The sequence below is a fragment of the Mesorhizobium sp. 128a genome (assembly GCF_053848025.1).
The window spans coordinates 178870-192645 of record NZ_JBSPKY010000004.1 but is presented as its reverse complement, the minus strand read 5'-3'; the positions used below and the strand labels follow the sequence as shown (position 1 = coordinate 192645).

Genomic DNA, 13776 nt, shown 5'->3' with positions numbered 1-13776 from the left:
GGCGTATTATCGGCCCTGTGCCCGGCATTGCAGAGCCGCTTGGCTATTTGCCGTCGATGCCGCCCCAACTCCGCACCAGCCGCGCCATATCAGGCGCGCCGGCGGCTTCCTTCTCCAGCCCTTCTGCGACACCGACGCGGTCGGCGACAGGGCGGTTCTGGCTGACCTTCCACTTGCCGCTGATCTCGGCGATCTCGATCTCCAGCCCGATGATGCCCTTGATCTGCGACTGGATGAAGGTCGGCGGCGCGTCGGTCACCGCCCAGGGCTCCTTGCGGGCGCCTTCCTGCGACAGCGTCAGATCGGAAATCTGCTGCGCGATCCAGGCGGAATCATCGATCACCTTGACCGTTCCGCGCACCTGGACGATGGCATAGTTCCAGGTCGGAACGACCTTGCCTGTCTCGCGCTTGGTCTCGTACCAGGACGGCGTCACATAGGCGTCGGCGCCCTGGAACACGACCAGCACCGGCGATGCCGGATTGTCGGCTAGCAGGCGCCATTGCGGATTGGCCTTGGCCAGATGCGCGCGAAGCCTGCCGTTCGGCCCCGCCTCGGCGTCGAGCAGGAAGGGAATGGCGTTGGCAATGGGGCCGTCAGTGCCGTTGGAGATCAGCAATCCCAACGGGTGCGAGCGGATCAGCCCGTGCAGGACGTCTTGGCGCGTCTCTACGAAATGAGGAGGTTGGTACATGATCGGTCACGCCTTCTTCGGCTGGGTGAACCGCATTGTGCACCGTTCAGCCAAGCCTCGCCACATGTCAGGCGCGCCTTACCATATGGATCAGCCGAAAAGGCATTGTCGCGCCCACCATAGGCACGACCGCGCATGGCGCCAGATCGAACGGTCCTAGCGCAGCCGCTTTGGCCGCGGATCGGACAGTTCGCCGGCCAGCCGCCGGTCGAGATAGTCGGCGCATTCCTCGAGCAGCAGGTCGGCGTCATTGGCGAAGAAATGGTTGGCGCCGGGCAAGGTCTTCTGCGTGATGGTGATGCCCTTTTGCGTGTGCAGCTTGTCGACCAGGCCCTGTACGTCCTTGGGCGGCGCCACCTTGTCGGCATCGCCATGGATGATCAGGCCCGATGACGGGCAGGGCGCCAGGAACGAGAAATCATAGGTGTTGGGCTGCGGCGCGATCGAGATGAAGCCTTCGATCTCCGGACGGCGCATCAGGAGCTGCATGCCGATCCACGCGCCGAAGGAATAGCCGGCGACCCAGCAGCTTTTGGAATCCGGATGCAGTGACTGCACCCAGTCCAGCGCCGCCGCCGCATCCGACAATTCACCCGTGCCGTGGTCGAACTCGCCCTGGCTGCGGCCGATGCCGCGGAAATTGAAGCGCAGCGTGGTGAAATCGCGCTTCTGGAACATGTAGAAGAGGTCATATACGATCTTGTTGTTCATCGTGCCGCCGAACTGTGGGTGCGGGTGCAGGACGATGGCGATCGGCGCGCTCTTTTCCTTGGAAGGCTGATAGCGACCCTCCAGGCGGCCGGCGGGACCGGTGAAAATGACCTCAGGCATGAAATACTCCAACTGGCATACGAATGCGCGGCGCCCGGAACAACTCTTTCCTCTGGCCTTGACGCAGGGCGAGCGTCTTCTTAGAAGCTAGTTTAGAATTGTTCAAAACTGGATAGCCAGCCGTCACGGCCCGGCCATCCCCGCCGCAAGCCGCGTAAATAGGACGTCTTGCCTTGCAATTTCAAGGAAATAACGCGCTATCCCTGCGGAATGGGTTTTGACGGGATCGATTGAGTGAAAATGGCCGCAGCACGCGCCTATCTCGACTACAACGCCAGCGCGCCGCTGCTTGCCGAGGCGCGTGAGGCGATGATTGCAGCCCTCGATCTCGTCGCCAATCCGTCGTCGGTGCATGCCGAGGGCCGTGCGGCGCGCCGGCTTATCGAGAATGCCCGGCGGGACGTGGCCACGTTGGTTGGCGCCAGGGCCGAACATGTCGTGTTCACCTCCGGCGCGACGGAAGCCGCCTCGACGCTGCTGACGCCGGACTGGCAGATGGGCCGCGGCGCGGTGCGCATGAGCCGGCTCTACGTCTCGCAAGCCGATCATCCGTGCCTGCTGAATGGCGGCCGCTTCCCCACGGCTGAGGTGACGCGTATCGGCGTCGACGCCAATGGGATCGCCGATCTCGGCGCTTTGGCGACGGCTCTGGTTGTGCACGACAAGGCTGAAGGCTTGCCGCTGGTCGCCATCCATGCCGCCAACAACGAGACCGGCGTCACCCAGCCGGTCGATTCCATCGCCGCAATCGTCAAGGCGGCGGGCGGGATCCTGGTGGTCGATGCGGTGCAGGCTGCAGGCCGCGTTTTCATCGATATGTCAGCGGCTTACGCCGACTATTTGATTCTGTCTTCGCACAAGATCGGCGGTCCCAAGGGCGTTGGCGCGATTGTTGCCGCGGCGGACCTGCTGATGCCGAAGCCGCTGATCAATGGCGGCGGCCAGGAAAAGGGCCATCGCGGCGGCACCGAAAACCTGGCGGCCATTGCCGGCTTTGGGGCCGCTGCGCGACAGGCTTTGGCTGGTCTGAACCATGTCGATACGCTCAAGCACCGCCGTGACGAAGTCGAAACCATCATCAAAACCCTGGTGCCGGACGCAGAAATCTTCGGAACCGGCGCGCCAAGGCTTGCCAATACGACATTCTTCGCTATTCCCGGCGTCAAGGCCGAGACGGCGCAGATCGCTTTCGATCTGGCCGGCGTGGCGTTGTCGGCGGGATCGGCCTGTTCGTCGGGCAAGGTCGGTCCGAGCCATGTCCTGAAAGCCATGGGTTATGGCGACAGCCTCGGCGCTTTGCGCGTGTCCATCGGCCACGCAACGAGTGCTGCCGATATCGAGCTGTTTCGTTCGGCGCTGGCAGGGATCGCCCAGCGTCGGGCAGGCAGGGAACAGGCCGCCTGAGGCGGCGAAGAGGAGTTCAGGTCTTTGGGCCTGGTAGAGCCGTGCGTTTGCAAGTGGCCGGGTGAATTCCGGGTCGAGACGCACTATATGGAACTTACGCCGCTGGACGCGCCCTGAGGGGCAGCCGTCCGCGATGCCATAGTTTGAAAACTGTCGGGCCTTGACCCCGGCGTGGATGGAGAACGCTTATGCCTGCTGTGCAGGACACGATCGATCGGGTCCGAAAGATCGACGTCGACCAATACAAATACGGCTTCCAGACCGAAATCGCCGTCGACAAGGCCCCCAAGGGCCTGAGCGAAGACATTATTCGCTTCATCTCGGCCAAGAAGGATGAACCGTCCTGGATGCTGGAATGGCGTCTGGAAGCCTATCGGCGCTGGCTGACGCTGGAAGAGCCGACCTGGGCGCGCGTCAACTACCCCAAGATCGACTTTCAGGACATCTACTACTACGCGGCGCCCAAGAGCACGCCCGGCCCGACGTCGCTCAGCGACGTCGACCCCGAAATCCTGAAAGTCTATGAGAAGCTCGGTATCCCGCTGAAGGAACAGGAAATCCTGGCCGGTGTGCAGAAGACCGACGTGTCGGAATTCGAGGAAGCCAGCGACAATGTCTACAAATCGGGCCGTGTCGCCGTCGACGCGGTGTTCGATTCCGTTTCGGTCGTCACCACCTTCAAGAAGGAGCTGGCGCAGGCCGGCGTCATCTTCTGCTCGATCTCGGAGGCGATCCGCGAGCATCCCGAGCTGGTGCAGAAGTATCTTGGCTCGGTCGTGCCGACCTCCGACAATTTCTACGCCACGCTGAACTCGGCCGTGTTCACCGACGGCTCGTTCGTCTTCGTGCCCAAGGGCGTGCGTTGCCCGATGGAGCTGTCGACCTATTTCCGCATGAACGAGAAGAACACCGGCCAGTTCGAGCGCACCCTGATCATCGCCGAGGAGGGGGCCTACGTCTCCTATCTCGAAGGCTGCACGGCGCCGCAGCGCGACGAAAACCAGCTGCATGCCGCGGTGGTGGAACTTGTGGCGCTCGACGACGCCGAGATCAAATATTCGACGGTACAGAACTGGTATCCCGGCGACGCCGAGGGCAAGGGCGGCATCTACAATTTCGTCACCAAGCGCGGCGATTGCCGTGGCGACCGTTCCAAGATCTCGTGGACGCAGGTCGAGACCGGTTCGGCCATCACCTGGAAATATCCGAGCTGCATCCTGCGCGGCGACGACTCCTCGGGCGAGTTCTATTCGATCGCCGTGTCGAACGGTTATCAGCAGGTCGATAGCGGCACCAAGATGATCCATCTCGGCAAGAACACGTCGAGCCGCATCATCTCCAAGGGCATCGCTGCCGGCTTCTCGCAGAACACCTATCGCGGCCAGGTCTCGGCGCACCGCAAGGCGACCAACGCCCGCAACTTCACCAATTGCGACTCGCTGTTGATCGGCGACCAGTGCGGCGCGCACACCGTGCCTTACATGGAGGCCAAGAACTCGACGGCGCAGTTCGAGCACGAAGCCACGACCTCGAAGATTTCCGAGGACCAGAAGTTCTACGTCATGCAGCGCGGCATCCCCGAGGAAGAGGCGATCGCGCTGATCGTCAACGGCTTCGTAAAGGATGTCATCCAGCAGCTGCCGATGGAGTTCGCGGTCGAAGCGCAGAAGCTTATCGGCATCAGCCTTGAGGGCTCGGTCGGCTGACCGGACAAGATATATCCAGGAAAGAAAAAATGCTTGAGATCAAGAACCTGCATGCCCGCATCGTCGATGACGGCACCGAGATCATCCGCGGCCTCGACCTGACGGTGAAAGCCGGCGAGGTCGCCGCCATCATGGGCCCGAACGGCTCGGGTAAGTCGACGCTGTCCTATATCCTCGCCGGCCGCGAGGACTATGAGGTGACCGAGGGCGACATCCTCTACAATGGCCAGTCTATCCTCGAAATGGACCCGGCCGAGCGCGCCACCGCGGGCATCTTCCTCGCCTTCCAGTATCCGATGGAGATACCGGGCGTCGCCACCATGGAATTCCTCAAGGTGGCAATGAACGAGCAGCGCAAGGCGCGCGGTGAGGAACCGCTGAAGATCCCGGAATTCCTGAAGCGGGTGAAGGAGGCGGCAGCCTCGCTCAACATGGACATGGCGATGCTGAAGCGGCCGCTCAATGTCGGTTTCTCCGGCGGTGAGAAGAAGCGCGCCGAAATCCTGCAGATGAAGCTCCTGGAGCCGAAGCTATGCGTGCTCGACGAGACCGATTCCGGCCTCGACATCGACGCGCTGAAGATCGTCTCGGACGGCGTCAATGCGCTGCGTTCGCCCGATCGCGCCATCGTCGTCATCACCCATTACCAGCGCCTGCTCGAACACATCGTGCCCGACTCCGTGCACGTGCTCTACAAGGGCCAGGTCATCAAGTCGGGCGACAAGTCGCTGGCGCTCGACCTGGAAGCCAATGGCTATGCCGGCGTGATCGGCGAAGCCGCGTGAGATGCCAGAAGGCAAGGCAACACTGATGAACATGCATACACAACCCCAGCGAACGCAGGCCGAAACCGCGCTGATCGACGCCTTCGGCGAGCGGCTGTCGCTGCTGCCGGGCGACGGCGCGGTGATGCTGAAGCGCGACGACGCCATCGAGGCGATCAAGCACGGCCTGCCGACGCGCCGCATCGAATCCTGGCACTATACGGATCTGCGCCGGCTGCTGACTTCGGTGCCGGACTTCGATCCGACCGCTGCGGTCAAAGCGCTGGCGCCGATTGTCGAAGGCTCCGCCATCCTGGCCGTCCTGAACGGCGTCTCGAACGCGAAGTTTCCCGCGATCGAAGGCGTGACCGTCCATCGCCTGTCGGAAAAGCTGACCGACGGCTCGATTGCGCCCGGCCTCGATCCCTATGGCAGCGATGACGCCATCGGTGCGCTGAACACCGCCTTTGTCGCCGACGGCTATTTCGTCGACATCGCTGATGGCGCAGCACTTGAAAAGCCGATCGAATTGCAGAACCTGCAGGCCGGCGGCCAGCTGCATGTGCGCTTTCCCGTGCGTGTCGGCGCGGGCGCCAAAGCGGCTATCGTCGAGCGTCAGGCCGGCGAGGGCGCGGCACTGGCCAGTTCGGTCAGCCAGCTCGTGCTGGGCGAAGGTGCAGAGGTGACGTGGCTGATCGTGCAGGAACAGCCGGAGACCGCCACGCATCTTGCGCAGTTCAAGGCGCATCTCGGCAAGAATTCGAAGCTGACCGTGTTCTTCATGAATGCCGGCGGCAAGCTTGTGCGCCAGGAGATCGTCGTCAAGACCACTGGCGAAGGCGCCGACTTCAAACTGCGCGGCATCAATCTGCTGGCCGGCGACACCCACACCGACGTCACCATGGTGCTCGACCATGCCGTGCCGCACACCACCTCGACGGAAGTGATCCGCAATGTGGTGACCGGCAAGGCGCACGGCGCGTTCCAGGGCCGCATCAACGTCCACCAATACGCGCAGAAGACCAACGCCAAGATGGCCTGCAACACGCTGCTTCTGTCCGACGATGGCGAGTTCTCGACCAAGCCGGAGCTGGAAATTTTTGCTGACGACGTCGTCTGTGGCCACGGTGCGACCGTCACCGAGATCGACCACAACCATCTCTTCTACCTGATGGCGCGCGGCATAGACGAGAAGAGCGCACGGGGTTTGCTCGTGAAAGCATTCGTCGCCGAGGTCATCGAGGAACTGGACGACGAAGCGATCGTCGAGGCGCTGGAAGCGCGGCTCGACGACTGGTTTTTGGCGCACGGGTAAGAGGTGGTTCGCCTGGCGAACACCCCTCATCCGACCGAGCTGCGCTCGGCCACCTTCTCCCACAAGGGGAGAAGGAAGAAGCGCCCAGCCTTCTCCCCTTGTGGGAGAAGGTGGATCGGCGCGCAGCGCCGAGACGGATGAGGGGTGCGTGACGAAATGAGGCGATGCCTCAAGAGAGCTTGTAATGGACCAGAAACTCGAAACCACCCCTTATGACGTCGAGGCGATCCGCCGCGACTTCCCGATTCTGTCGCGCGAAGTCTATGGCAAACCGCTGGTCTATCTCGACAATGGCGCCTCGGCGCAGAAGCCGCAGGTGGTGCTCGACACCATCCAGCACGCCTATTCCCAGGAATACGCCAACGTCCACCGTGGCCTGCATTTCCTTTCCAACGCTGCGACCGACGCCTATGAAAAGGCGCGAGAAACGGTGCGCCGTTTCCTCAACGCGCCGAGCACCGACAACATCGTCTTCACCTCGAACACCACCGCCGCCATCAACACCGTCGCCTATGGCTACGGCATGCCTAATATCGGCGAGGGCGACGAGATCGTGCTGTCGATCATGGAACATCACTCCAACATCGTCCCGTGGCATTTCATCCGCGAGCGGCAGGGCGCCAAGCTGGTCTGGGTGCCGGTCGACGATCTCGGCGTCTTCCACATCGAGGAATTCGAAAAGCGGCTGACCAACCGGACCAAGCTGGTCGCCATCACCCAGATGTCGAATGCGCTGGGCACAGTGACGCCGATCAAGGAGATCGTGCGCATCGCGCATGCTCGTGGCATTCCGGTGCTTGTCGACGGCAGCCAGAGCGCTGTCCATATGCCGATCGACGTCCAGGATCTCGACTGCGATTTCTTCGTCTTCACCGGCCACAAGGTTTACGGCCCCTCCGGCATCGGCGTGCTCTACGGCAAGAAGGACATTCTGCAGGGCATGCGCCCCTTCATGGGCGGCGGCGAGATGATCGAGGAGGTGACGGAAGATATCGTCACCTACAACGAGCCGCCGCACCGCTTTGAGGCCGGCACGCCGCCGATCGTGCAGGCGATCGGGCTGGGCGCCGCACTCGAATACATGGAAAAGATCGGCCGCGAGCGTATCGCCGCCCATGAGGCCGATCTCAAAACCTATGCGCATGAGCGGCTGCGCGCCATCAACTCGCTGCGCATCTTCGGCGATGCGCCGGGCAAGGGCGCCATCATCTCGTTCGAATTGCAGGGTATTCACGCCCATGATGTGTCGATGGTGATAGACAGGCAAGGCGTGGCGGTTCGCGCCGGAACCCATTGCGCCCAGCCGCTGTTGAAACGCTTTGGCGTAACCTCCACATGCAGGGCATCGTTCGGCATGTATAATACCAGGGCCGAAGTCGATGCTTTGGCCGAGGCGCTTGAGAAAGCGCGCAAGTTCTTTGGATGATGACCATGGATGATGCGAGCCACACCACCGAGACCGCGCCGGAAGCAGCCATCAATCCGCTTGTTTCCGCCTCGGCCATTCCCGCCGACGAACTGGCGCGGCTGACCGACGACATCGTCTCGGCGCTGAAGACGGTCTATGACCCGGAAATCCCGGCCGACATCTACGAACTCGGCCTGATCTACAAGATCGACATCGAGGACGACCGCTCGGTCAAGATCGACATGACTCTGACAGCGCCTGGCTGCCCGGTGGCCGGCGAAATGCCAGGCTGGGTGGAAAACGCCGTCGGTGCCGTCGAGGGCGTTTCCGGCGTCGAGGTCAACATGACCTTCGACCCGCCCTGGTCGCCCGACCGCATGTCGGAAGAGGCGCAGGTGGCGGTCGGCTGGTACTAGGCAGGCAAGGTCTGGCACACTTGCACCAGTGGTAAAACTTCACCATTTTAGGTGAGGAATCATTCGGCAGGCCTTGAACCTGCATGGAATGGAAGAGGAAAAAGAATGGGACGCTTTGCCGTCATCACGATGACCGAAAAGGCCGCCGACCGGGTGCGCGAGATCGTTGCCACCCGCGACAATGCGCACGGCATTCGCCTCGGCATCAAGAAGGGCGGCTGCGCCGGCATGGAATATACGGTCGATCTGGTGACCGAGCCCAACACCAAGGACGACCATATCGAGCGTGATGGCGCCCATGTCTATGTCGCGCCTGAAGCAGCGCTGTTCCTGTTCGGCACTGAGATGGATTTCGAGCAGACGACGCTGCGCACCGGCTTCACCTTCCACAACCCGAACCAGAGTTCGGCCTGCGGCTGCGGCGAATCGGTCGAGCTGAAGCCGGCCGACCTGAAGGCATTGGCCGAGGCACGGGCTTCGGCCTGAGGTTTCTTCCTTCTCCCCGTCACTTTACGGGGAGAAGGTGGCCCGAAGGGCCGGATGAGGGGCAGCGCCGGCTCCTCAAGTCTGGAGTTCGCGCCGCCCCTCATCTGCCTGCCGGCATCTTCTCCCCGTATAGTGACGGGGAGAAGAGAGCTACTTCACCCACATCTTTGTCCGCCTGTGCCAGTCGGCGATCGATTCCTCGCGATAGACGTCGAACGCCTTGTCCTTTTTGCCAATCACTGGCTCGACCCAACTCGCCTTGTATTTCAGCATCAGATGCACCTTTTCCGGCGGTTTCGGCAGTTCGCTGTCGATAGCGGAAGCGAAGGGATGTACCAGCTCCGGCCATGTCGGGTCGTAGAGCCAGAGCGCCGAGCCGCATTTCCTGCAGAAATTGCGCTCGCCCGACGAAACCTCGCACGTTGGATGCTCGTCATCTTCGATCTCGGCGCGAAAGACGCCGAGGCTGCGCTTGCCCTTGATCTTCAGTGTCTTGTAGTCGGCGCCGAGATTGATGGCGAAACCGCCGCCGCCCTGCTGCTTGCGGCAGATCGAGCAGTAGCACAGCATGAACGGCACCGGCGTGTGGCTTTCCACCTCGAAGTGGACGGCATCGCAGCGGCAGGATCCTTTGAGCAGAAGCGGCATGGCAAAACTCCGACGGATGGCTCTCAACTTGTCAGCATGATCTTGGTTGCGGCAATGACAAGACAAGATCGCGATGACATGATTGCGGCATGGACAATGAACGCATCGCCGAACTGTTCGAGGGCCTTGGCCCAGTCTCGATCCGCAAACTGTTCGGCGGCAAGGGCATCTATTTCGACGGCATCATCGTCGCCATCGTGCTGCGTGGCGAACTGCTGCTCAAGGCCGACGAGCAAAGCGCCCCCGACTTCGAAGCGGCCGGTTGCAAGCAGTGGACCTATACCGGCACGCGCCACGGCAAACTGGTCGCCATGCCTTACTGGAGCATTCCCGACAGCGCTTTCGACGATCCCGACGAGATGGCGCTCTGGGCGCGGCGGGCTTATGAGGCGGGGCTGCGGGCGGGGAAGTGACGCGCAATAATTCGGAACGTTGGAGGGACAGCACCCCCCTCTGTCCTGCCGGACATCTCCCCCGCAAGGGGGGAGATTGGCAGCTTCGGTGCCGGCGCTTCTCCTTCAACGTTGAAGATTGGCGAAAGCGAAAATGACAGCTCGATCTCCCCCCTGCGGGGGAGATGTCCGGCAGGACAGAGGGGGGTGTGACGGAACGCGGCAGTCGCGCTTAGCCTTGCACCGCCAACGAGGCTTGGTTTCCTTCTCTACAATGCCCTCGCGATCTTCGCCGCCAGCCGCGCATTGTTTTCCACCAGCGCGATGTTCGTCTTCAAACTCCGGCCGCCCGTCAGTTCCAGTATCTTCCCCAGCAGGAACGGCGTCACCGCCTTTCCCGTCACGTTCTGCGCTTCCGCCGCCTTCTGCGCGGCCTCGATGTAGCCGGCCATTTCATCGGCCGGGATTTCGTCATCCTGCGGCACCGGATTGGCGATCAGCATGCCGCCGGCGAGGCCCAGCGCCTGCCGCGTTTTGTAGAAATGCGCGATCTCTTCAGGCTTGTGCAGGGTCAGCGGGGCGCGGAAGCGCGATTGGCGCGACCAGAAGGCCGGCATCATCTCGCAGCCATGGCCGATCACCGGCACGCCGCGCGTTTCCAGCACTTCCAGCGTCTTTTCAATGTCCAGGATCGCCTTGGCGCCGGCCGAGACGACGATGACCGGCGTGCGCGCCAGCTCATCGAGATCGGCGGATATGTCGAAGCTTTTTTCGGCGCCCTTGTGGACGCCGCCAATGCCGCCGGTGGCGAACACCTTGATCCCGACCATGTCGGCCGCGATCATGGTGGCGGCGACGGTGGTGCCGCCGGTGCGGCCTTGCGCCACCGCAAAGCCGAGATCGGCGCGCGACAGCTTCATGGCGTCGCCGGTCATGGCGAGCGATTCGCGCTCGCCGTCCGACAGGCCGATCTTGATGCGCCCGGCGACCACGGCGATCGTCGCCGGCACCGCGCCATTGTCCAAAATGATCTTCTCGACATTGGCGGCCATGGCGCCATTGTCGGGGTAGGGCATGCCATGGGTGATGATGGTGCTTTCCAGGGCCACCACGGGGCGGCCGGCGGCGAGCGCCTTGGCCACCGGCGGGTGGATGTCGATGAAGGGGCGGGCGCTTTGCGGGGTCATGACGGTCTCCGGTCCGGATAGCCGCGCGTCCTCTTGGACGTCGCGTTCCGGCGATGGTAATTGGCCACCCTCATGCCATTTCCCGCGCGTCGGGCACAAGGGCCAGCACCTCGGCAAAGGTCGCGGTGGTAAAGGCCGGCACGGCATCCGCACTTTCGATGGCGAGCGTTGCCGCGGCCACGCCCTCGCGCAGGGCCTGCCGCAAGGCCAGACCGCGCAGCAGGGCAGCGATGCTAGCACCGGCCAGCGCATCGCCGGCGCCGGTGACGTCGGCGACCTTTCTCGGCGTCGGCGGCAGGATCGAGAAGGCGCCGGCTTCGTCGAAGCCAAGCACCGGGCCATCGCCTGCCGTCACCACGCCACTCCTGAGGCCGCTGCAGCGCAAACCGTCGACGATTTCGCGCTCCGTCGCATCCGCATTGACGCCGGCCAGCACCACGGCCTCGCGCCGGTTCATGAAGACCTGCGCGAGCGCCTTCAGCACGGGTACCAGCCGCACCACCTTGGCCGGCGAGATAGCGATGGCATAGACCGGCTTGCCGGCGGCGAGCCCCACCAGCCGCTCAAGTGCTGAAGACGGCAGATTGGCGTCGCACAGCACCGCATCGGCCTCGGCAACCACCTCGCGCACCTTGGAGCGGCGGATCTGTTTGGGGAAGGCCAAATCGTAGAGCGCCATATCGGCAAAGCCGGTGATAAGCTCGCCTTCGCGGTCGATCAGCGCCGTGTAGCTTGGCGTGGTGCGGTCGAGGAACACCGCCGACAGGTCGGCAATGCCGGCCTCAATGATGGCGCGCGATACCGTCTCGGCCGAGGCATCGCCGCCGCGCACCGACAAAAGCGAGGCCGAGACGCCGCGCCGAACGAGGCTGCGCAGCGCGTTGAAGACGCCGCCGCCGACATCTTCGCGCATGGTGCCGGGGTTGGAGGCGGCGGGCACGTAAGGGCCGGACACATGGCCGCGCCGGTCGATATGGGCGCCGCCGACGGCGAGGATTTTTGCAGATTTCACCATGCCGGCGATATGACCTTTGTTATTCGAGCCGCACAAGCGCTAGGCTGTGCGGCGGAGCTTCGCAGGCAAGCCGGCGATTCGGTCGGGGCCAAACGGCTGGAACGTCTGGCCCAATGCGGGATGCATCCGGAAACGAAAGCGTTAGACAAAAAACGAACAAATCCGGATAAGGATTGTTTTTCAGATATTTGACCCCTCTTGCCAAACGAGAACAAAAAAGGTACAAACTGGGGCAGGGATTACGGATTGTCCGGCCTTCATTGACGACCAAGGGGTGATGTATCATGGCTCAGAATTCTTTGCGGCTTGTAGAGGACAAAGCGGTGGACAAATCAAAGGCTCTGGACGCGGCGCTGTCGCAAATCGAGCGCGCCTTCGGCAAGGGCTCGATCATGCGGCTGGGTGCCAATGAGCAGGTCGTCGAGATCGAAACCGTGCCGACCGGATCGCTCGGCCTCGACATCGCGCTTGGCGTCGGCGGCCTGCCGCGCGGCCGCATCGTCGAGATCTACGGGCCGGAAAGCTCGGGCAAGACGACGCTGGCGCTGCACACTGTTGCCGAAGCCCAGAAGAAGGGCGGCATCTGCGCCTTCGTCGATGCCGAGCATGCGCTCGACCCGGTCTATGCCCGCAAGCTTGGTGTCGATCTCGAAAACCTGCTGATCTCGCAGCCCGACACCGGCGAGCAGGCGCTGGAGATCTGCGACACGCTGGTGCGTTCCGGCGCCATCGACGTGCTGGTGGTCGATTCGGTCGCAGCGCTGACGCCGCGCGCTGAAATCGAGGGAGAAATGGGCGATTCGCTACCCGGCCTGCAGGCGCGTCTGATGAGCCAGGCGCTGCGTAAGCTTACCGCCTCGATCTCGCGCTCCAACACCATGGTCATCTTCATCAACCAGATCCGCATGAAGATCGGTGTCATGTTCGGGTCGCCGGAAACCACGACGGGCGGCAACGCGCTGAAATTCTATGCTTCGGTCCGCCTCGACATCCGCCGCATCGGCTCGGTCAAGGACCGCGACGAGGTCGTCGGCAACCAGACCCGCGTCAAGGTGGTCAAGAACAAGCTGGCGCCGCCCTTCAAGGTGGTCGAGTTCGACATCATGTATGGCGAGGGCGTCTCCAAGACCGGCGAGCTGGTCGACCTCGGCGTCAAGGCCGGCGTGGTCGAGAAGTCAGGCGCCTGGTTCTCCTACAATTCGCAGCGCCTCGGTCAGGGCCGCGAGAACGCCAAACTGTTCCTGCGCGACAATCCTGACACGGCGCGCGAGATCGAACTGGCGCTCAGGCAGAACGCCGGGCTGATCGCCGAGAAATTCCTCGAAAATGGCGGCCCTGAGCGCGGCGAAGACGACGGCTTCGAGGAAGAATCCGGCGCCATGTAGGGTAACGGTCAGAGTTCGGCCATAAATCCAGTCTATTATCTGATGCTTATGTAATCGAGTTCTTAGTTTTGCGTTCCAGACCGCCGGCCTTCGAGCCGGCGGTTTTCGTTTTTGGGCAGGCGTGA

General features: G+C 62.7%; 15 protein-coding genes. 10 read left to right on the top strand and 5 right to left on the bottom strand.

Translation table 11 applies throughout. The annotated features are described in order from the left end of the window. Positions 1–43: 43 nt before the first annotated feature. Both ACWTU9_RS09675 and ACWTU9_RS09670 read right to left on the bottom strand, forming a co-directional pair. A complete protein-coding gene (locus tag ACWTU9_RS09675; RefSeq protein WP_455858090.1) occupies positions 44–694 on the bottom strand; it encodes an FMN-binding negative transcriptional regulator in 651 nt (216 codons plus the stop codon). 156 nt (positions 695–850) lie between these two features. Then, positions 851–1525, bottom strand: coding sequence for an alpha/beta hydrolase (locus tag ACWTU9_RS09670; protein WP_454587192.1), 675 nt, complete (start codon positions 1523–1525; stop codon positions 851–853). A gap of 240 nt (positions 1526–1765) precedes the next feature. Between ACWTU9_RS09670 and ACWTU9_RS09665 the strand changes: the two genes are divergently transcribed. The 7 genes from ACWTU9_RS09665 to sufA all read left to right on the top strand — a co-directional run bounded on the left by ACWTU9_RS09665 (position 1766) and on the right by sufA (position 9024). Continuing rightward, positions 1766–2929, top strand: coding sequence for a cysteine desulfurase family protein (locus ACWTU9_RS09665; protein ID WP_455858089.1), 1164 nt, complete (start codon positions 1766–1768; stop codon positions 2927–2929). A gap of 188 nt (positions 2930–3117) precedes the next feature. Continuing rightward, a complete protein-coding gene (gene sufB / locus ACWTU9_RS09660; RefSeq protein WP_455858088.1) occupies positions 3118–4635 on the top strand; it encodes a Fe-S cluster assembly protein SufB in 1518 nt (505 codons plus the stop codon). 29 nt (positions 4636–4664) lie between these two features. Beyond that, entirely contained in the window at positions 4665–5420 is a 756-nt protein-coding gene (sufC, locus tag ACWTU9_RS09655) for a Fe-S cluster assembly ATPase SufC (protein ID WP_454576138.1), read from the top strand. Positions 5421–5445: 25 nt separating this feature from the next. After that, on the top strand, positions 5446–6714 hold the full coding sequence (gene sufD, locus ACWTU9_RS09650) for a Fe-S cluster assembly protein SufD (protein ID WP_455858087.1): 1269 nt from the start codon (positions 5446–5448) through the stop codon (positions 6712–6714). A gap of 184 nt (positions 6715–6898) precedes the next feature. Then, complete coding sequence (locus ACWTU9_RS09645) at positions 6899–8140, top strand: cysteine desulfurase (protein ID WP_455858086.1); 1242 nt, start codon at positions 6899–6901, stop codon at positions 8138–8140. 5 nt (positions 8141–8145) lie between these two features. Continuing rightward, entirely contained in the window at positions 8146–8538 is a 393-nt protein-coding gene (locus tag ACWTU9_RS09640; RefSeq protein WP_256750870.1) for an SUF system Fe-S cluster assembly protein, read from the top strand. 105 nt (positions 8539–8643) lie between these two features. After that, on the top strand, positions 8644–9024 hold the full coding sequence (gene sufA / locus ACWTU9_RS09635; RefSeq protein WP_013532156.1) for a Fe-S cluster assembly scaffold SufA: 381 nt from the start codon (positions 8644–8646) through the stop codon (positions 9022–9024). 150 nt (positions 9025–9174) lie between these two features. Here sufA and ACWTU9_RS09630 read toward each other — a convergent pair whose 3' ends face one another. Then, complete coding sequence (locus tag ACWTU9_RS09630; protein ID WP_455858085.1) at positions 9175–9672, bottom strand: GFA family protein; 498 nt, start codon at positions 9670–9672, stop codon at positions 9175–9177. Positions 9673–9761: 89 nt separating this feature from the next. On the opposite strand from ACWTU9_RS09630, the gene ACWTU9_RS09625 reads away from it, so the two are divergent. Then, positions 9762–10085, top strand: coding sequence for a TfoX/Sxy family protein (locus ACWTU9_RS09625; protein ID WP_455858084.1), 324 nt, complete (start codon positions 9762–9764; stop codon positions 10083–10085). 248 nt (positions 10086–10333) lie between these two features. Here ACWTU9_RS09625 and ACWTU9_RS09620 read toward each other — a convergent pair whose 3' ends face one another. Further along, positions 10334–11251, bottom strand: coding sequence for a pseudouridine-5'-phosphate glycosidase (locus ACWTU9_RS09620; protein WP_455858083.1), 918 nt, complete (start codon positions 11249–11251; stop codon positions 10334–10336). 70 nt (positions 11252–11321) lie between these two features. Next, positions 11322–12266, bottom strand: coding sequence for a carbohydrate kinase family protein (locus ACWTU9_RS09615; protein ID WP_455858082.1), 945 nt, complete (start codon positions 12264–12266; stop codon positions 11322–11324). On the opposite strand from ACWTU9_RS09615, the gene ACWTU9_RS09610 reads away from it, so the two are divergent. Together ACWTU9_RS09610 and recA are read left to right on the top strand one after the other, a co-directional pair. Further along, positions 12207–12458, top strand: coding sequence for a hypothetical protein (locus ACWTU9_RS09610; RefSeq protein WP_455858285.1), 252 nt, complete (start codon positions 12207–12209; stop codon positions 12456–12458). The genes ACWTU9_RS09615 and ACWTU9_RS09610 overlap by 60 nt on opposite strands. Before the next feature lie 92 nt (positions 12459–12550). Then, positions 12551–13651 carry a recombinase RecA gene (gene recA, locus ACWTU9_RS09605; RefSeq protein WP_112561417.1) on the top strand — a complete coding sequence of 367 codons (1101 nt, stop codon included), beginning with the start codon at positions 12551–12553 and terminating at the stop codon, positions 13649–13651. Positions 13652–13776 lie beyond the last annotated feature (125 nt).

Excerpts from the sequence above, each read along its gene's own strand:
- ACWTU9_RS09675 (WP_455858090.1), bottom strand. The coding sequence starts at position 694 with ATGTACCAACCTCCTCATTTCGTAGAGACGCGCCAAGACGTCCTGCAC.
- ACWTU9_RS09670 (WP_454587192.1), bottom strand. The coding sequence starts at position 1,525 with ATGCCTGAGGTCATTTTCACCGGTCCCGCCGGCCGCCTGGAGGGTCGC.
- ACWTU9_RS09665 (WP_455858089.1), top strand. The coding sequence starts at position 1,766 with ATGGCCGCAGCACGCGCCTATCTCGACTACAACGCCAGCGCGCCGCTG.
- sufB (WP_455858088.1), top strand. The coding sequence starts at position 3,118 with ATGCCTGCTGTGCAGGACACGATCGATCGGGTCCGAAAGATCGACGTC.
- sufC (WP_454576138.1), top strand. The coding sequence starts at position 4,665 with ATGCTTGAGATCAAGAACCTGCATGCCCGCATCGTCGATGACGGCACC.
- sufD (WP_455858087.1), top strand. The coding sequence starts at position 5,446 with ATGAACATGCATACACAACCCCAGCGAACGCAGGCCGAAACCGCGCTG.
- ACWTU9_RS09645 (WP_455858086.1), top strand. The coding sequence starts at position 6,899 with ATGGACCAGAAACTCGAAACCACCCCTTATGACGTCGAGGCGATCCGC.
- ACWTU9_RS09640 (WP_256750870.1), top strand. The coding sequence starts at position 8,146 with ATGGATGATGCGAGCCACACCACCGAGACCGCGCCGGAAGCAGCCATC.
- sufA (WP_013532156.1), top strand. The coding sequence starts at position 8,644 with ATGGGACGCTTTGCCGTCATCACGATGACCGAAAAGGCCGCCGACCGG.
- ACWTU9_RS09630 (WP_455858085.1), bottom strand. The coding sequence starts at position 9,672 with ATGCCGCTTCTGCTCAAAGGATCCTGCCGCTGCGATGCCGTCCACTTC.
- ACWTU9_RS09625 (WP_455858084.1), top strand. The coding sequence starts at position 9,762 with ATGGACAATGAACGCATCGCCGAACTGTTCGAGGGCCTTGGCCCAGTC.
- ACWTU9_RS09620 (WP_455858083.1), bottom strand. The coding sequence starts at position 11,251 with ATGACCCCGCAAAGCGCCCGCCCCTTCATCGACATCCACCCGCCGGTG.
- ACWTU9_RS09610 (WP_455858285.1), top strand. The coding sequence starts at position 12,207 with ATGGCCGCGCCGGTCGATATGGGCGCCGCCGACGGCGAGGATTTTTGC.
- ACWTU9_RS09615 (WP_455858082.1), bottom strand. The coding sequence starts at position 12,266 with ATGGTGAAATCTGCAAAAATCCTCGCCGTCGGCGGCGCCCATATCGAC.
- recA (WP_112561417.1), top strand. The coding sequence starts at position 12,551 with ATGGCTCAGAATTCTTTGCGGCTTGTAGAGGACAAAGCGGTGGACAAA.